Raw genomic sequence first — 17,577 nt, forward strand, 5'->3', positions numbered from 1 at the left:
CATACGAGCTTACTACGCGTCTCGTGGGCTCGGAGATTGGTATAAGAGATCCCCGATGTCCTCGTCGGGCGCAGATGCCGTCGACCGACCTCGCCGCAGACGACCCTGGCCCGGCCGAACGCGCCCGACCCGCGCCAAGGGCTGGTGCCGGCATTGGTGCACGGGGTGCGACGTCGAGTGTGCGGATGCCGAACAATGCGCGCCCTCGGGCGTGATCAACTCGGTTTTGCTGAAGTCGCGGTATCCCAGCGGCGGGGATAGCGCGATTTCAAGGAAGCCGAGTGGGTCACGGCTGGGCCGCCGGTTGTATCGACGCCCGACCCCCGCACCGTCGACCCGCAGACAAGGGTGGACGGCCGCGCAGCGGCAACGGACGGCGACGACGGCTTCGACTTGGGCGCGGTGACGTCCGGCTTGCCGAGTGATGCCATCCCGCTGGAGTTTGTGCTGCCAGCGCCCGTTTCCGCCAGCCCGGACCGGTTGCCCTCTGCCGTCCAACCTGTGCCCAATGTGTGGTTATCTCGGATACGTCCGCATCGCGAAGATGGTTCTCATACGGTGGAGATCAGTTGGCTACAACCCATTTGTAGCCGGTCGTGGCGCCTCGGGCGATGCGATCCCGTCTGGTAGCAGGAAAGGGCGGAAGGCTCTGATGTCCAACGACGTAACGAGTACCGAAGGCGGGGCCTCGACAGCTCCGCCGACACGGCGAAGGCGGGCGCTCTGGGTCGCCGGTGTGGCCGGGTTGACCGGGGTCGTCGGCTTGGCCGCGCTCGGCGGCGTCGCCGCTCGAAACGACAAGCCAAAGTCCGACCAGGTGTCCGACGCGCAGCCGGCGACCAATCGGCAGAACGTCAGCGACGACGGCGGCGCGGACAAGAACGGCGCCAAGGACGACCGCGATCGGGACGACGAGTGGAGCGGCGGCGACTGGAGCGGCTTCGACGACCAGCCCGGCAAGGACGGCAAGGACGGCAAGGACGGCAAGGACGGCAAGGACGGCAAGGACGGCAAGCACGACGAGAAGGACCGCACCAAGCAGGTCCCGTGCGACTCCGACAAGCTGATCCAGGCGATCACGTTCGCCAACAACGAGGACGGCGGCGTGCTGGAGCTGGCCAAGGGCTGCACCTACACCCTGACTCGCAACCAGAACGGCAACGGCCTCCCGGTGATCACCGAACACATCACCCTCAAGGGCGAGCACACCACCATCGGCCGCGATGCCACGGCCGACTACTTCCGCATCCTCAACGTCGGCGCCGGCGGGCACCTCACCCTCAAGGGCCTGAGCATCAGGGGTGGTCAGACTCTTCAGCCCCCGATGACCGCTGACCCGGCGACGGTCTGGGCGCCGTACTCGGCACTGGTCCGCTCGACCGCGGCCAAGCCGGCGGCCACGGCGGTGCCCAACGCCAAGCCGGCGGCTGCGGCGGCATCCAGCGCCAAGCCGGCAACAGCTGCGAAGCCCGCCGCGACCACAGCCACCAAGGCAACCACAGCCAAGGCAACCGCCAAGGCAGCACCCGCCAAGGCAACCACCGCGAAGGCTGAACCCGCCAAGGCCAAGGCCAAGACAGCCACCGCCAAGACAGCCACCGCCAAGCCTGCACCGGCCAAGGCCCCGGCGGCGGCAACCAAGGCCGCGCCAACGGCCACCAAGGCCACAACCGCGGCAGCTGCCAAGACGGTAGCCGCGGCGGCGAAGCCTGCGGGTGCCGGGCCGGCGGTGGCGCCGCTGGTCGAGCAGCCCGGGTTCACCGATGGAGCCGGGGTGCTGGTGCAGCCCGGTGGTCGCGCGGAGATCCTGGACAGCGAGTTGCTCTACAACCAGTCCGGCGGCAACGGCGGTGGGCTGGCCAACTTTGGCAGCACCAGGCTCAGCAAGACGACTGTCGCGCACAACACCGCCTTCTTCTTCGGCGGCGGCATCTTCAACGCCGGCGTACTCCAGGTCGACGAGTCGAAGATCAAGGACAACACCGGGATCATCGGCGGCGGTGGCATCGCCAACGGTGCGGCGCAGATCTTCACCGAGGAGGTCGACGGCGGCTCGGTCTGGGTCTACAAGAGCGAGGTCACCGACAACGAGACGCTCGGTTTCGGCGGCGGCGTTCTGGATGTCGAGGGCACCACGACGTTGCACCAGACGACGGTCAGTGGCAACACCGCGCTGCTCGACGGTGGTGGCGTCGCGGTGGCCGACAGCCAGCTCACCCTCAAGGACGCCACGGTGGTCCGGAACAGCGCCGCCCGCTCGGGTGGCGGTGTGGCGGTGACCTCCGACAGCGTCGCGACGATCGAGAACAGCAGGATCAACGACAACACCGCGGGCTTCTCCGGCGCCGGTCTCTTCAATGAGGTGAGCGTCACCACGCTGCGCGACAGCGAGGTGTCGGGCAACCGGGCCGTGGGCCCGTTCGCCCGCGCCGGCGGCATCCTCAACACCGAGGGCGGCGAGGTCACGCTCCACCGGACGAAGGTGGCGCACAACTTCTCCACCCTCCCGCCGGGGGGCATCTTCAACAGCCTCGGCGGCCTTGTGACGCTGGACGACGAGTCCGCGGTCACTGCCAACCGCCCGACCAACTGCTTCAACGTTTCGGACTGCTTCGCCTGATCGGGTGGGGCTGATCCACATAGAGGGCGCGCCCCTCCGAGCCGGTCACGGTTCGGAGGGGCGTACCCATTTGGGCAGGTCACGGGCCTCCCGGCCGGCTTGGGTGGTGGTGTGCGTGTCCGGCCCTCGCTGGGGGCAACATGAACCGAATGTGGGCTTCTCTCGGATAAGCCCGCGAGGCGAGGAACCTTCTCATACGGTGGTTTTGGGAGCTACAACCGATTTGTAGCAGGGGACACCCGTCTGACGGCGGCGACCCTGTCTGGTACGAGGAGAGGGCAGAGAGCTCCGATGTCCAACTACCTAACGAACAACGAAGCCTCCGGGCAGGCGACGGCCAAGCGCCGCCGCAAGCTCTGGCTCGCCAGTGGCGTGGCCGGTTTGACGGGCGTGATCAGTCTCGCGGCGGTGGGCGTCGCGGGCAGCGCCGGTGCGGTCGGCCTGAACTGGAACACCGCGCAGGTCAGCAAAGACGGCGACCACCGGGGTGACGAAGGGCGCGACTGGGACAAGGACAAGAACCGGGACGACAAGGACCGGGACAAGAACCGGGACAAGGACCGGGACAAGGACCACGAGCGCGGGAAGGAGGTGCCCTGCGACACCGACAAGCTGATTCAGGCGATCGTGTTCGCCAACAACAAGCACGGCGGTGTGCTGGAGCTGGCCAAGGGCTGCACCTACAACCTGACCCGCAACGACTACGAGGGCAACGGCCTTCCGGTGATCACCGAGCGGATCACGCTCAAGGGCGAGCACACCACGATCTCTCGGGAAGCCACGGCGGACTACTTCCGCATCCTCAACGTCGGCGCCGGTGGTCACCTCACCATCAAGGGCCTGACCATCAAGGGTGGCCAGACCCTCGAACTGGAGAACGGTGTTGAGCCGGCCGCGGTCTGGGCGGCCTACTCGGACTCCGAGGCGATCGCCGCGCAGGTGAAGGCGGGTACCCCGTTGGCCCAGGCGCTCAGCGCGCGGCAGGCCAACCCGAAGGCGGGCCTGAAGGCCGCCCCGAAGGTCACCCCGAAGGCCACGCCGGGCGTCGTCACGCCGCTCGTCGAGCAGCCGGAGGAGAATGACGGTGCCGGCATCCTGGTCCAGCCGGGTGGCACCGCCGAGATCCTGGAGTCCGAGGTCGTCCTGAACCAGTCGGGTGGCAACGGTGGTGGTGTGGCCAACTTCGGCACCACGAAGATCTGGCACAGCACCGTCACCCGCAACACCGCCTTCTTCTTCGGTGGCGGCGTCTTCAACGCCGGCCTGCTCAAGGTCGAGGAGTCGAAGATCAAGGACAACACCGCCGTCATCGGTGGTGGCGGCATCTCCAACGGCGCCGCGGAGATCTTCACCGAGGACGTCGACGGTGGAACGGTCGAGCTCAAGAAGACCGAGATCACCGACAACGAGACGCTGGGCTTCGGCGGTGGCTACCTCGACATCGAGGGCAACACCACGGCGTACGAGACCAAGTTCGTCTCGAACACCGCGGTCCTCGCTGGCGGCGGTATCGCTGCGGCGGACAGCCAGCTGAACCTGCACAACGCCACGATTGAGAAGAACAGCACCGCCGGTGTCGGTGGCGGTGTGGCCATCGCCTTCGACAGCGTGGCCACCTTCGAGAAGAGCAGCATCAAGGACAACACCGCCGGCTTCTTCGGCGGCGGGCTCTTCAACGTCGGCAGCGTCACCACGCTGCGCGACAGCGAGGTTGTCGGCAACCGGGCCCTGGGCCCGATCGGGGTCGGCGGCGGCATCTTCAACATCTTCGGCGAGGTCAACCTGTCGAAGACGAATGTCGCCCACAACTTCTCCACCTTCGAGCCGGGCGGTGTCTTCAGCTTCTTCGGAGACGTGAACGTGGACGACAAGTCCGCCATCACCGCGAACCGTCCGACCAACTGCCTGGCCATCCCGGGCGGCACCATCGAGAACTGCTTCGCCTGATCGCTCACCCTTCGGGTGACGACGGTGTAGCGCCAGCACAACAGACCGGCCCCCTTCCGCGAGACGCGGAAGGGGGCCGGTCCGCCTCACTTCTGGACGAAGACCGCCACGCTGCGCGCCGGTACGGCGAACGTTCCGGCCGCCCGGTCGAACGAGGCGGTACGCAGCACCGGGTCGGCCGAGTCGACCAGCACCGGGTGCAGTGCCACGTCCGCTCCGCGCAGCCCGGTCACCGTCTGGGTGGCCGCCGACGGGGTGCCGTTGAAGACGACAGTCACCGACTTCCACGGCCCGCCCAGCCCACGGGCGTCCAGGGTCATGGTCAGCACACCTGGCGTCTCCTGCGCACCGGAGAGCGGGAACGCGACCCTCTGCTGCACCTGCTCGGCGCTGGCCAGCCCGAACACCGGCGACGACGCCCGGATGCGCAGCAACTCGGCGTACCGGGCGTCGGTGGTGTTGATCGCCGCGCAGTCCGGCACCAGGGCCGGGTCGGCCAGCAGCGGCTTCGCGTACGACCACTTGTCCTCGTTGTCGGGCGCGGGCGGCAGACCGACGCCGAACCCGTTGCCGCGATCGCAACCCCAGCGGATCTGGTTGAACCAGTCACCGGAGTTGTACGAGTTGCGGTCCAGCGACTTCGACCGCAGCCGTTCGGTGCCGGCGGTAACGAACCCGGTGCCCTGTCCCAGCACCACGGTGCCCAGCGCCAGCACCTGCATCCGGTAGCGGTCCGCCGGCGTCGTGGACTGCGGCAGTTTGTACGCCAACGCGTCGTACAGGATCTCGTTGTCGTGCGCGTCGGCGTAGGTGACGGCCTCCCCCGGTGCGGCGGTGTAGCCGGCCGGGGAGCCGTTGTAGTCCACCTGCGCCCCGGTGACCTGCCGCCCGGCCGTGTCGGTGAACCGGTAGCCGCGCAGGTTGCCGGTGAGCCCCACCTTGATCAGGTCGTGGGCGTGCAGCAGCCGGGCCTTCTGCTCAGCCGGTGACCCGTTGACCGGGTCGCCGTTCGGGTCGGTGTAGAGCCCGGAGGCGAAACCCTGCACCCGGGGGTTCGGGTCGAACGGTCCACCGCCGCGCACCGCGTCGCGCAGCCGGTCGTTGAAGGTGCCGATGCCGGTGCCGGCCATGTTGGCCTGGGTGGCCTGGACGAAACGGGCGTCGTTGGCGACCTCGCCGAAGTTCCAGCCCTCGCCGTAGAGCAGGATCGACCGGCCGTCCACGCCGTCGCGGGCGACGGTCAACCGGTCCAGGGCCGCCCGGACGGCCAGGATGTTCGCCTTCGGGTGGTGACCCATCAGGTCGAAGCGGAAACCGTCCACCTTGTACTGCCTGGTCCAGGTGACGAGCGAGTCGACCACCAGCTTGCCCATCATGGCGTGTTCGGGTGCGGTGTTGGCGCAGCAGGTGGAGTTGGCGGGAGTGCCGTCCTCCAGCAGCCGGTGGTAGTAGCCGGGCACGATCTGGTCGAGCACCGACTTCGGGTCGGTACCGGCCGCCGACGTGTGGTTGTAGACCACGTCCATGACCACCCGCAGCCCTGCGTCGTTCACCCCGGCGACCATCCGCCGGAACTCGGTGGTGCGCGCCGCGCCGGCCGGGTCGACGGCGTAGCCGCCCTCCGGCACGGTGTAGTGCAGCGGGTCGTACCCCCAGTTGTAGCCGTCGGTTTCGGCGACCGCCGCCACGCATTTCTGCTGCTCGGCTGAGTCGGGCGGGAGCGCCGCCAGGTCGCAGGCGGGCTGGCGCTGATCGGCCCGCTTCTCCGGGATGGTCGCGAAGTCGAATGCCGGCAGCAGGTGCAGATGGGTGACCCCGGCGGCGCCGACCGCCCGCAGGTGGGTCATGCCGGCGGTCTTCGGGTCGGTGAACGCGAGGAACGTCCCTCGCCGCTCGACCGGCACGGTCTCGTCGGCGATGGAGAAATCCCGCACGGACAGTTCGGTGATCTGCGCCTTCGCGGCCGGTACCGGGGCTGGTTTGCGCAACGTGCGCCATCCGGGAGGGGCCAGCGCCGGGTCGTTCAGGTCGACGAGTTGGCTGTGTGTGGAGTCCGCGGCGAGGGCCACCGAGTACGGGTCGGTGACCGCCGCGGTGATCATCTGCTGCACCGCCGGCTGCCACGCCCGCACCTCGTACCTGTAGAACCTGCCGTTCCAGGTGTGGTCGCCGCGCACCGACCAGACGCCGGTGCGGTCGTCGCGGCGCATCGGCACCGTCTTCGGCGCACCGGTGGGCGAGTCGAACAGTTGCAGGCTCACGCTCCGGGCGGTCGGCGCCCACAGCGCGAGGCTCGGCGTCCGGCCCGCGAAGGTGGGCCCGAGGGTGGCGTCGGCCGCCCGGGCGTACACGTCGTCGAGCACGCCGGGGATCTGCACGCCGGTCGCGGCGAGCAGCGCCCCCTCGGCGTCTCGTTCGGTGACCAGCAACTGCCCCCGCAGCGCCGCCGGGACCTTGGCCAGGTCCGTCCGGTCCAGGGCGAAGCTACGGTACGACCACAGGTGCGGGAACCTGTCGCGTTGGGCCTCGGTGAGCCCGTTGCGCTGCGCCCGCAGCGGCAGGCTGGTGTACGTGCCGGTCAGCTCGCCGTCGACCACGCCGACCCCGCCGGTGGGCGCGGCGATCAGCGCGTACGTCCTGCCGTCGGTCGGGGTCGTCTGCCACGCCACTGTGGACCTGTCGATCCAGTGCGCCTTCTGCTTGCTGATGTCGGTGTCCCCGCTGGCGGTGGTGGCCGTCGGCGGCAGCAGGCGGCCCGGTGTGGCGGCGAGCAGCCAGACCTCCCGGCCGGCGCTGGCGAAGTCGATCCGCTGGTCATCGGGCAGATCCTTGGTGTCGCCCTGGTGGATGATGTAGTTCAGGCCGGTGGCGCCGGCCGCCAGTGGCACCCGGAACACCGCCCCGAACGCGTCGACGGAGGTCGGCCGCAGCGGGGCGGCCCACTCGGTCGGGTTGGCCGCCCCGTCCCACAGGTGCAGGCCCCAGCCGTCGTAGTTGCCGTCGGCCCGCCGGTAGTGGAGCACGGCGGTGCCCTCCTCGACCGGCGGGGCCGGCTCGCCGGTGGCCGCCTGCCTGCTCGGGTAGACCGCCGGGTCGCCCTGCTTGAGCCAGATCTCGCCGGTCCGGGTGACGTCGATGCTGCGGTCCTGGGCGACGTCCTTGGTGCCGTCCGCGTCGACAACGAGGAAGTTCACCGACGTCGCGCCCGGCTTGAGTTTCACCCAGGCGAACCGGCCGTAGGCGTCTTCCCCGTCGAACGGCTGCCCCTTGGGCCACTCGGTGACGTACGCCGGGTCGATGTCCCCCCAGGCGTACAGCCCCCAGTCGTCGTACCCGCCGGCGGGGCGCTGGTAGTGCACCACCGCCCACTCCCGGGAGTTGCCCTGCGCCGGAGTGCCCACCACAGCGGTGGACCGGGCGGTGGCGGTTCGGCCCCGGCCGTCGCGGACCACCGCCTTGTACTCGACCCGGACGCCGCCGGCCAGGCCGGTCAGGTCGTGCTGCACGGTGTACGGGGCGTGGTCGGCGCTGCCCAGCAGCGTCCACCGGCCGCCGGCCACCCGGGCGGCGACGGTGACGGTGGCCAGCGGATCGCCGGTCACCCGGGCGGTGACCGCGGCCCGGGTGGCGACGGGCGCGTCCGGAATCGGGCTGGTGATGGTGATGGTCGGCTTGTCGGCCGCCGGTGCGATGGGGCTGCCCGCCTGGTACACCACTGCCGACAGCGGCGGCACGGTGAGGGTCAGTTCGCCGTCACCGTCGGCCCGCGCTGCGGCGCAACATGCGCCGCCGGCCGGTTCGGTGCCGGAGGCCGGTTCGGCGCCGCCGTAGATGCCGGTGAAGGTGGCGCCGGCCGACCAGGTGTCCACCGTGACAGTCTGCGCGGTGTCGGCGTTGTTCACCGCCACCACGTACTCGGTGCGGTCGGCCGGGGCGATCCGGGAGGCGGCGAAGACGCCCGGCCCGTCGGCCGCGTACCGGGTGACCTGCACACCGTCGCGCAGCGCCGGGTGTGCCTGGCGCAGCCGGCCCAGGTCGGCGATGGTCCGGTACAGCGGGTGGGCCGGGTCGAACTGGTCGCTGGCGTGGGTGCGGTCGGTGCCGAGCAGGTCGTCGTCGAGGTAGTCGGGGACCGACGACGCGAACATGTCCTGACGGGCGTCCTTGTCCCCGCCCGGGCCGGTGAAGCCCTGTTCATCGCCGGAGTAGACCACCGGCTGGCCGCGGGTCAGGAACATCAACTGGTGCGCGAGCTGGTCGCGACGCAGGTGGCTGGCCGGGTCGGTGCCGCCACCGGCGATGAACGAGCCGATCCGGCCCATGTCGTGGTTGCCGAGGAAGGTGGTCGACCTGCCCGCGTCGGTGTTCCGGGCGGCGTAGAGGTCATCACGGGCGTACACGTCGGCGAGCGCCTTCGCGGAGCCGGCGCCGGCGGTGAAGCCCCGCGCGGCCTCCTGGAAGGCGAAGTCGAGGGTGGCCGGCAGGCCTCCCTGCCGGACGTAGCTGGAGCTGATCTCCGGGTCGGCGCTGTACACCTCGCCGAACATGAAGAAGTCCTTCTTGCCGGCCCGCTCGGCGGCCCGCTGGATGCCCTGGCTGAACTGCGGCCAGAAATCCATGTTGACGTGCTTCACGGTGTCCAACCGGAACCCGTCGACGCCGGTCGCGCCGATCCAGTCCCCGTACGCCTTGGTCAGACCCCGGACCACCTCGGGACGCTCGGTCCACAGGTCGTCGAGGCCGAAGAAGTCGCCGTACTCGCTGTTCTCGCCGGCGAAGGTGGAGTCACCCCGGTTGTGGTACATGGTGGCGTCGTTCAGCCAGGCGGGGACCTTGACGCTCGCGTCCTTCGGCTCGGCGAACGTCGGCGTGTACGGGAAGGACTCCTTGTTGACCGGCGGGAACGGGCGGCTGCCGTCGGCGTAGTTGCGGTCCTCGAACGCCCGGCCCTGCGCGTCGGTGTACGGCGAGGTCGCCTTGTCCACGTACGCGTACTTGTCCTCGGCGTACTTGATGACGTCGGCGGTGTGGTTGACGATCACGTCGAGGTAGATCTTGATGTCGCGCTGGTGGGCGAGCTTGACCAGGCGCTTCATCTCCTCCATGGTGCCGAAGTGCGGGTCCACCTGGGTGAAGTCGGTGATCCAGTAGCCGTGGTAGCCGGCCGAGATGTCGTTGCCGGCACCCTGCACCGGCCGGTTCTTGAAGATCGGGGCGAGCCAGATGGCCGTGGTGCCCATCCCCTGGATGTAGTCGAGTTTGTCGATGACGCCCTTGAGGTCGCCGCCGTGGTAGAAGCCTTTGTCGGTCGGGTCGAGGCCGGTGCGCAGTCGGTCGCCGGTGAGGCCACCCCGGTCGTTGCGGGGGTCTCCGTTGGCGAACCGGTCCGGCAGGACGAAGTAGAACTGCTCGGCTCGGGCGGAGTTGCCGCCGGCCTTCAGCAGTGCGTCGGCGCTGGGTTCGTCGCGCCACTGGGTCGCGCCGCCGACCGCGAGTGGGGCACTGTCGGTCGGTTGCGGGCCCGCGGCGGCGGGGTGCACGGCGACCGGAGCGCCGACGAGGGTGACGGTGAGCAGGGAGGTAAGGGCCAGCAGGGCGGTACGCGGTATCGGCGGGGATTTCATCGACGCCTTCCTCTGGTCGCTGATGGCCGCACGCTAACCCTTGCCGAAACATTCTGCAATACCTTGCAAACATGGTCGCAACACAGCAGCATCCTTGCGAAATAGCCGCTCAGAGCCCGTTGCAGCGCACCCCGTCCACAGTGCACTCCCGTGGCGTGCTGAACGTCCGCTCCATGTGGAACCGCAACGACACCGACCCGCCGGGTGACACCTCAACCCCGCTGACGTACGTGAAGCCGTCGTCGCTCTGCCGGATCGTTCCCTGTGGGACGCCCTCCACCCAAGCGGTCACCAGCCGTCCACCGGAGAACTCCAACCGCACCGTCCAGCCACGGCTCTGGGCGGACCTGTTCAGCATCGACACCTCGCCGATGAAACCCCCGTCGAAGCTCTGCACCACCCGGTACCGCCCGGTCATCGCCGGCTGACCCGGCGCCGCTCGGGTCGGTGACCGCGTCGCCGTCGGCCTCCCGGTCGCACCGACCGTCGGATCGACCGACGGGGAACCGGACCCAGCGGGAGTGCTCGACGGCAGCACGCTGGCCCGCCCGGACAACCCGGGCAAGACCGCCGCCGAAGACGGCGCCACAGACGGCACCGACGTGGGCACGCTCGGCGCCGCCACCGCGGACGGCACCGGCAGCGCCGGCGGCTGCGCACCGTCCGGCGCAGGGCTACGTCCCCGATACGCGCCCAACGCCACGAAGAGCAGGACCACCATCACGACGACACCGGCACCCACCACGATCCAGGGCGACGTTGCGATCGCGACCGGACCATGCGGCGGGCGCGGAACACGGCGCATGCCGGACATGTACCTCCCTCAGCGGACCGTCCGCGCAGCGTAGCGATCGGCGGCCCGGGCCGGAAACCCTTGGCCGCGCAACGCCGTCACACCACCGACCCGGCTCCAGCTCAGCCGATCCGGCAGCCGACCCCGTTGATCGTGCACTTGAGCGGTCGCTGCGCCGAATCACCCCAGCCGACGCGCAGCCGCAGCGTCCGAGAGTCACCCGCTTCCAGCGAACGGGTGCCACGCAACACGAACTCCCCGTTTCCCCGCCCCCGCACCGAGACACCCGAGTCATCACCGACTCGCAGAGCCCACGTGTCGTCGTCGAACGTCAACTCCACCTGCCAGTCCACCGAAAGACTCGACTTGTTGGCGATCGACAGCACCGCCGCGTCCCCGTCCCAGCCGTTCGTACCAACCTGGTACCGGGCGCTGACCGTGTCGCCCGCCGGTGTCGTCGGCGCGGTCAGGACGCCCGTCCGCCCCGGAGTCGGCGAACCGGTCACCGTGGCCCGCGGCGACGGCGTCCGACTGCTGCGCGACGGGCGCGGTGACGCCGAGCGCCGCTCCACCCCAACCGGGGTCGGCCCACCCGTGGCCGACGCGGCCGCCGGCATCGTCGGCAGGAACGCCGGGGGCGCGGACTGAGGTGCGGCATCCCGCTCCCTGGTCCGGAACGACAGCAGCGCCACCACCAGGAGCACCACCAGCGCGCACACACCGAGCAGCACCACGATCCACGGCACCGACACCAACACCCGCGCCGCCCGCGAATCTGCCGCACCGTCCGGCCGCACCGCCATCAGGTCTCCCCTCGTCCCCCACCGACGCGACAGCGTAGCCAGCGCCGCACGAACCGGAAACCAGGCGGGTACGGATCGGACCGACCGGCCCCGGTCGGTCAGCCCGTCCGGACGACCGTGCAGATCTGTGGGCCGTCATCCGAGGTGCGCAGCAGGTAGCGGTACCGCTCCCCCGGCACCGCCTGCCCCCGACTGTCCAGGAACTCCCACTCCACCGCCACCATCGTCAGCAGCGCGGACACCGGCTGCACGTCCTCGATCCGGGCGTGGGCCGCTACCAACTCCCGGTCCTGGTAGTCCGGCGCGGCGCCCACGAAGGACAGCGCCACCGCCGCCGCGGACGTGAACGAGAAGCTGTAGGTGTCGGCCACCACCATCCCCGGCAGGGCATAGCAGCCGGCGATGGCCGGCAGATCGCCGGAGGTCAACGCCACGCCGTACCGGTCGAAGAAGTCGGCCAACGTGTCAAGATTCGTGGAGGCGTTCACGGTCACAGCAATTGCCGGTCACCGCCCAGGTCAAACCTCAGCGCGGCGGCACCCGCACCTCGATCTCCGAACCCAACCGGGCATCGGCGGCCAGACCAAGGTCGTCCCCACTCCAGAACCGCCCCGGGTCGTACCAGTTCGGACGCCGGCCCGCCGGCAACAACCCCATGGCCTCATAGGTCACCGCCACCACCTCGGCGCAGTACGCCGTCTCCAACGCCCGGTCCCGTTCCCCAGCCGATCCGGCCGGGCTGGCGGGCGTCGCCGGGAGTGGCCGAAGTGCTGGCCGGCCAGGACGCGGCAGCGCCGGCACCCGACCGCGCACCCAGCGCCACGCCAACTGCGCAGTAGACGGGAACGGGGTGCCGTCCAGCCGCGCGATCGTCCGCAGCACCGCCCGTTCCATCTCCGCGTCGGCGGGTGGGTCGAGCTGCCGCAGCCAGGCCCGCTGGCCGTACCGGTTGGCCCAGACGCAGACCGCGTCCCGCAGGTCGTGCAGTTGGACGCCGCGTTGGTGGGTGCCCGACCACAGGTCCGGCAACGACCTGCCCAACTCCGCGTGCCACATCAGCGGCGGCATGTCGTCCAACACCACCGCCATTCCGACGTGGTTCACCGGGCTGTTGGTGGTGATCTGGATCGCCCGGTCCGGCACGCTGCGACCCCGGAACACCCACACGTCACCGGTGCGGGTCAACTCGACGGCCTCATCCAGGCTGATGCTCATGAGGGACTAGCCTAGGCCGATGCGGCAACGAATGCGGTGGTGGAAGGTTCTCGGGCTGGCCGGTCTCGCCGGCGTCGCGGCCTCCGGTGTGGTCATCGCGCGGGCCGAACGACGTCGGCGCGCGTACACCCCGGAGGAGATCCGGCAGCGGCTCCTGGAGCGGCACGCCCAAGCCGGCGACGCCGCGAAGCCCACCGACCCGGCCTGACCGACCGCCCCCTGTAGATCATCGGGGCAACCGGGCAGGTCGATGATCGAGGATGAGGCCATAACGACGCCCGTCGCGCAGCGGCCCTTCGTCCTGTCCACCCCGGTCGCGCCGGTCGAACGACACGGCAAGGCCGACCCGCACCTGCCCACCCACACCGGTCCCGCGCCCGCCGCGGCGACCGCGCAGGGTTAGCCGAATACCCCAACGCGCGGATGCGCACTCTTCCGTCGGTGGCGCATCAGATTGGGGATCTCGCGCACCCGACGGTCGCCGCCGTACGACGATCGTCAGAGAGCCGATCGGTGGTGGGGGGTGAGAGGTGCGGGGCAGACGTCGGGGTGCCCAACCGGCCGAGAGTGCGCTGCGCGAGGGCCGGGAGGCCTATGAACGGCTCCGCACCTATCTCATCCTCGCGGTGCAGGCGGGGGTGGCCGCCGGGTTGGCCTGGTTTGTTGCCAGCGATGTGCTGCACAATCCGCAGCCGCTGTTCGCACCCGCCGCCGCGGTCGGCACGATCGCGGCGGCCGTCGGTAATCGGGCCCGTCGAACTCTGGAACTTCTCGCCGGGGTGATCCTGGGGGTGCTGGTCGGAAACGGGATCATACAGTTCATCGGGGCGGGACCAATACAGACCGGCCTGGTCGTGGCACTTGCCATTTCGGCGGCGGCCGTTTTTCGAGGCACCGGAGCCGTCATGGTCCAGGCGGGAAGCACCGCCGTCCTGCTCGGCACGGTGTCTCCGGACCGGCCGGACCTGGCCGTGCCGCGGACGGCGAATGCGCTGGTCGGTGTGGTGGTGGCCATCGTGGTGGCCTTGCTGATTCTGCCGCTCAATCCGGTGCGGATCGTGCACCGCGCCGCTGGTCCGACAGTCGATGCCATCGCCCGGGAGATGACCGCTATCGCCAATGCGCTGGCTCACCGCGACGTGCGGCAGGCCGAGGATGCCCTGCGGCGACTGCGTGCGGCAGAGGCGAAACGACGAAACACGGCAGACGTGGTCGCCGCAGCATGCGAAGTCGCGATTCTCTCACCGTGGCGGAGGAGACGGCTGGGCATCATGCGTCGGTACGCGCGGGCGGCCGAGCACCTCGAACTCGCCTACACCAGCAGCCGCGAGATGGTGCAGTGGGCGGTGTCGGCACTACACGCCCGGGAGACGCTGCCGGGCGGCCTCTCCACAGCGATCGAGCACTTCGGCCAGGCGTTCAGGCTCCTGCATCGTGACTTCCTGGCCGGACGGGAGCCGGACCGCGCGCGGAAGCGAGCACTCCAGGTGATCAGTGACATCAACGAGGCATGCGCCGAGGGTGTCGAGTCCTCCGGGGCTGTCGTCGTCTCGCAACTGCGCGTTGTCGTCAGTCAACTGCTCCAGGTCTCCGGACTCCCCCAGACGGAGGCGAATCAGCAGGCCGGTTTGAACGCCGACGTGTGAGCGTTCAGGGCAGCGGGCCGTCGGTCTCCGCAGTCAGGCTGAGGCGATCCCGGATCAGCGCGATCACGGTGTCGGTGGTCCGGTCGAGGTGGCTGCGGCCATCGGGTAGGCGGGCCTCCGGGGCGATGTAGCTGCGGGGACCGATGTGCGTGGCGGGGTCGAGCCGGTGCACGGTGATCTTGCCTTCGCGGTCCGCCCGGTTCCATCCGCTCCAGCGGAACAGCCGCCACCGCTGCGGGAAGATCCAGGTGCCGACTCGCTCGATCCAGTCACCGGCGCTGGTGAGCCGGTCGAGGTGCTGGGCATGGGTGATGTCGTTGGCACCGTTGTGGAACCCGCCGAGAGTGATCAGCCAGAGCGGGGTGCGCAGTTGGAACCACAGTTCGTTCACCGCACCGCTGGCGACCTGGGCACCACCGCTGTAGCTGAGCAACACCACGGGTATGCCGCTGTCCGGCCGGTAACCGGCGACCAGGAGCTCGGTGGCGATCTGCGCACCGACGGCACGGTTGTACAGGGGACGGTAGCGCCGGTCGGCGGCGACGAAGATCTGCATCACGTTGTGCAGGAACAGCAGCAGCCCGATGTGGCGGCGCACCCAGGTCCAGACCGGCCGGTCGGCGAGCGGCACGGCGAGCGGGGAGTAGGGCTGCACCTGGCCCAGCACCCTGAGCTCCGGCGCTCGATTGATCAGCGCCTTGACCAGTCGGCCACCATCGCGGGTGTCGTGGAAACGGCGTTTCCCGATGCCGTCCAGATAGACCAGGTAGGCGTCCGGCGGGCGGTCCGGATCCGCCCCGCGGGCGTAGGACATGCCCTCGGGGCGGGAGATGGTGGGTGTGCGCCAGCCGGCGGCGTAGACCAGCACCTCGTAGCGGGCCAGCAGGGCCTCGGCGATCAGCACCAGTCCGAGCCCGCCGAGCAGCAGCAGGAGCGCCAGTTCGATCACGCGGCGGGCTCCGTTGCTCGTGTGGTGTTGAGCTTCACGACAAGGCGGCGGACGGCCTCGACGGAGACGCCGAGCCCGACTCCCGCGATCGCTACGCAGCCGGCGGCCTCCCACCAGCCGACTCCGGCCACCGTGGCGAGTGCACCGGCGAGGCCGGCCCCCACTCCCACCATGAGCAACAGGTGCAGCAGTGGCCCGAGCAGCGGGAACGCGAGGACTCCCGCAAGCACCAACGGAACGGCCAAGCCTGGTGTCCAGACCAGTGCGGCCTCGTCGGCCGGTGCGGTGGGCAGCACCAGACCGGCAACGGCCCACGCGGACAGCGGCCAGAGCGCGAACACCGCGCCGTCGACGATCGCGCCCGCCAGCAACAAGCTGACCACCCTCGCTTGCGACACGCCGGACAGGCGTGCCACCACCGGCAGGAGACGCCCGGCGGCCTCGGACAGCCCGGCGACCAGCAGCAGGATGACGACGACGGAAGACATCGGTCAGCCCTGTGGCGGCAGATCGGCGGAGCCTGGACGAGTGACCGAGCCGGTCTGCTGCACGAAGCGCTCGAGTACGTCGGCGGCACGCGCATAACCGCCCGCCTGACGCTGGGCGACCTGCAGGGTGCTCGCGGCGGCCCGGAATCGAGGCTCGTCGAGCAGACGCTGAGCGAGGGCCCGCACAACCTGCACCGTGACGTCCTCGGTGCGGATCGACAGGCCAGCATCGAGCTCGACGATGCGGGAAGCCACCAGCAGTTGGTCGGCGCCCTGCGGGACCACCAGCAGCGGGGTGCCGGCGTACAGGGCCTCGTTGACGCTGTTCACCCCGCCGTGGGTGATGAACAGCGCCGCGCGGGCCAGCACCTCCAACTGCGGTACGGAACGGTGGGCGAGCACGTTGCCCGGTAGCGGGCCGAGCGCGGCGGGATCGGTGTGCCCGGTGGAGATGACCACGGTGCCACCCAGCGGGGCCAGCGCGTCGGCGAAGGTGCGCAGCAGCTGCGGGGCGTCGAACACCGTGCCCATCGAGGCGTACATCACCGGGTCCCGCAGTCGATCGACCGGGAACGACGAGTCTGCTGGGCGGTCACCGATGCTCGGCCCGACGAACTGGTAGGACTGGTCGAAACTGTCCGCCTCAGGGTGGAACGCCCGTGAGGTGTATACCAGGTTGAGCGGCTGACGGATGTTGGCCAGGTCGATCAGGGGCAACCCGCGGGTGTCGTACCGGCGGCGCAGCTCCCAACGCGACCTCAGGTACCCCATGGTGGGACGGGGAAGGGCCGCCGCCGCGCTGAGCAGTTCCCAGGAGCCGCGGGTCGGGCTGGGCACGTGCCGGTTGAAGGCGAACGTGGTGAACGACGATGCTGGCGGCACACCGAGTTCCCGGGCGGCCACCGGCCCCCACGGGCAGAGGGAGTCGTGCACGATCAGATCAGGTCGGGTGCCCCGCAGGTCGGTGAGGACGGCGGGCAGCACGCGTACGGCGGTACGGGCAAGCTGCTCCATCACCGTGACGGGCGTCGGCGGGCCGGAGAGCGGTAGGTCGTCCCCGGGGTAGAGGAGCACCCGTGCCCCGGTGGCCGCGATCTGCTCGGCGTAGGCCGGCGTCGTGTGGTAAGTGACGGAGTGACCACGACGAACAAGCTCCCCCACAACGGGCAACGTGGGGTTGATGTGCCCGTGCATGGCGATGTTCAGGAATGCCACTGCGCTCATCGGCCGACCCCGGTCGGGGAAGGAGCCAGAGCCCGGCATATTGCAGCGTCCATGATCCACCCTTCTCGGTCAGAGCCTAAATGTTGGCTGGTGGCAGCGCGCCGTGGACCAGGTACTCGACTCGTACGCAGCCAGCTCGGATCGTCCGACGACCGATCAGCCCCCGATGTCCCGTTAGCGGCGGGTGTCCGGTTTGGTGCTGGTCAGGCTGCGTCGTCCGGCCGGTTTGGGGGCTGACGTCGGGTGGTCGACGCCACCTTCAGCGTGG

13 protein-coding genes are annotated in these 17,577 nt (G+C 69.9%); 5 read left to right on the plus strand and 8 right to left on the minus strand.

The window, feature by feature from the left end:
- The first annotated feature begins 652 nt into the window (after positions 1-652).
- Both DLJ59_RS20755 and DLJ59_RS20760 read left to right on the plus strand, forming a co-directional pair.
- A complete protein-coding gene (locus tag DLJ59_RS20755) occupies positions 653-2,620 on the plus strand; it encodes a right-handed parallel beta-helix repeat-containing protein (protein ID WP_124774296.1) in 1,968 nt (655 codons plus the stop codon).
- Positions 2,621-2,911: 291 nt separating this feature from the next.
- Positions 2,912-4,567 (plus strand): hypothetical protein, encoded by a 1,656-nt coding sequence (locus DLJ59_RS20760; RefSeq protein ID WP_124774297.1) that lies wholly within the window; start codon positions 2,912-2,914, stop codon positions 4,565-4,567.
- An 86-nt stretch (positions 4,568-4,653) separates the two neighbouring features.
- Here DLJ59_RS20760 and pulA read toward each other — a convergent pair whose 3' ends face one another.
- The 5 genes from pulA to DLJ59_RS20785 form a co-directional block, all read right to left on the minus strand.
- On the minus strand, positions 4,654-10,191 hold the full coding sequence (gene pulA / locus DLJ59_RS20765; RefSeq protein ID WP_124774298.1) for a pullulanase-type alpha-1,6-glucosidase: 5,538 nt from the start codon (positions 10,189-10,191) through the stop codon (positions 4,654-4,656).
- A gap of 109 nt (positions 10,192-10,300) precedes the next feature.
- Positions 10,301-10,996 (minus strand): cellulose binding domain-containing protein, encoded by a 696-nt coding sequence (locus DLJ59_RS20770; RefSeq protein WP_124774299.1) that lies wholly within the window; start codon positions 10,994-10,996, stop codon positions 10,301-10,303.
- A 110-nt stretch (positions 10,997-11,106) separates the two neighbouring features.
- Positions 11,107-11,787, minus strand: coding sequence for a hypothetical protein (locus tag DLJ59_RS20775; protein WP_124774300.1), 681 nt, complete (start codon positions 11,785-11,787; stop codon positions 11,107-11,109).
- A gap of 98 nt (positions 11,788-11,885) precedes the next feature.
- On the minus strand, positions 11,886-12,275 hold the full coding sequence (locus tag DLJ59_RS20780) for a hypothetical protein (protein ID WP_124774301.1): 390 nt from the start codon (positions 12,273-12,275) through the stop codon (positions 11,886-11,888).
- 37 nt (positions 12,276-12,312) lie between these two features.
- Positions 12,313-13,002: a hypothetical protein gene (locus DLJ59_RS20785; protein ID WP_124774302.1), complete on the minus strand. Its 690-nt coding sequence runs from the start codon at positions 13,000-13,002 to the stop codon at positions 12,313-12,315.
- A 19-nt stretch (positions 13,003-13,021) separates the two neighbouring features.
- Between DLJ59_RS20785 and DLJ59_RS20790 the strand changes: the two genes are divergently transcribed.
- The 3 genes from DLJ59_RS20790 to DLJ59_RS20795 all read left to right on the plus strand — a co-directional run bounded on the left by DLJ59_RS20790 (position 13,022) and on the right by DLJ59_RS20795 (position 14,648).
- On the plus strand, positions 13,022-13,210 hold the full coding sequence (locus DLJ59_RS20790) for a hypothetical protein (RefSeq protein WP_124774303.1): 189 nt from the start codon (positions 13,022-13,024) through the stop codon (positions 13,208-13,210).
- Between the two features lie 42 nt (positions 13,211-13,252).
- Positions 13,253-13,405, plus strand: a complete 153-nt coding sequence (locus tag DLJ59_RS36395; protein WP_158630879.1) for a hypothetical protein — start codon at positions 13,253-13,255, stop codon at positions 13,403-13,405.
- A 235-nt stretch (positions 13,406-13,640) separates the two neighbouring features.
- Positions 13,641-14,648 (plus strand): FUSC family protein, encoded by a 1,008-nt coding sequence (locus DLJ59_RS20795; protein ID WP_244236143.1) that lies wholly within the window; start codon positions 13,641-13,643, stop codon positions 14,646-14,648.
- A 4-nt stretch (positions 14,649-14,652) separates the two neighbouring features.
- On the opposite strand, the gene DLJ59_RS20800 is transcribed toward DLJ59_RS20795, so the two are convergent.
- From DLJ59_RS20800 to DLJ59_RS20810, 3 genes are read right to left on the minus strand one after another with little or no spacing between them, the layout of a single operon-like run.
- Positions 14,653-15,597 (minus strand): hypothetical protein, encoded by a 945-nt coding sequence (locus DLJ59_RS20800; protein ID WP_124774305.1) that lies wholly within the window; start codon positions 15,595-15,597, stop codon positions 14,653-14,655.
- Positions 15,594-16,085 carry a hypothetical protein gene (locus tag DLJ59_RS20805; protein WP_124774306.1) on the minus strand — a complete coding sequence of 164 codons (492 nt, stop codon included), beginning with the start codon at positions 16,083-16,085 and terminating at the stop codon, positions 15,594-15,596. Before DLJ59_RS20805 ends, DLJ59_RS20800 begins: the two co-directional genes overlap by 4 nt.
- A gap of 3 nt (positions 16,086-16,088) precedes the next feature.
- On the minus strand, positions 16,089-17,309 hold the full coding sequence (locus DLJ59_RS20810) for a macrolide family glycosyltransferase (RefSeq protein ID WP_124774307.1): 1,221 nt from the start codon (positions 17,307-17,309) through the stop codon (positions 16,089-16,091).
- Positions 17,310-17,577 lie beyond the last annotated feature (268 nt).

The organism is Micromonospora inaquosa (assembly GCF_003857055.1).
Taxonomy (GTDB): domain Bacteria; phylum Actinomycetota; class Actinomycetes; order Mycobacteriales; family Micromonosporaceae; genus Micromonospora; species Micromonospora inaquosa.

What these genes read in the sequence shown, in the direction of transcription:
- DLJ59_RS20755 (WP_124774296.1), top strand. Translation starts at nt 653, where the DNA reads ATGTCCAACGACGTAACGAGTACCGAAGGCGGGGCCTCGACAGCTCCG.
- DLJ59_RS20760 (WP_124774297.1), top strand. Translation starts at nt 2,912, where the DNA reads ATGTCCAACTACCTAACGAACAACGAAGCCTCCGGGCAGGCGACGGCC.
- pulA (WP_124774298.1), bottom strand. Translation starts at nt 10,191, where the DNA reads ATGAAATCCCCGCCGATACCGCGTACCGCCCTGCTGGCCCTTACCTCC.
- DLJ59_RS20770 (WP_124774299.1), bottom strand. Translation starts at nt 10,996, where the DNA reads ATGCGCCGTGTTCCGCGCCCGCCGCATGGTCCGGTCGCGATCGCAACG.
- DLJ59_RS20775 (WP_124774300.1), bottom strand. Translation starts at nt 11,787, where the DNA reads ATGGCGGTGCGGCCGGACGGTGCGGCAGATTCGCGGGCGGCGCGGGTG.
- DLJ59_RS20785 (WP_124774302.1), bottom strand. Translation starts at nt 13,002, where the DNA reads ATGAGCATCAGCCTGGATGAGGCCGTCGAGTTGACCCGCACCGGTGAC.
- DLJ59_RS20790 (WP_124774303.1), top strand. Translation starts at nt 13,022, where the DNA reads ATGCGGCAACGAATGCGGTGGTGGAAGGTTCTCGGGCTGGCCGGTCTC.
- DLJ59_RS36395 (WP_158630879.1), top strand. Translation starts at nt 13,253, where the DNA reads ATGATCGAGGATGAGGCCATAACGACGCCCGTCGCGCAGCGGCCCTTC.
- DLJ59_RS20805 (WP_124774306.1), bottom strand. Translation starts at nt 16,085, where the DNA reads ATGTCTTCCGTCGTCGTCATCCTGCTGCTGGTCGCCGGGCTGTCCGAG.
- DLJ59_RS20810 (WP_124774307.1), bottom strand. Translation starts at nt 17,309, where the DNA reads ATGAGCGCAGTGGCATTCCTGAACATCGCCATGCACGGGCACATCAAC.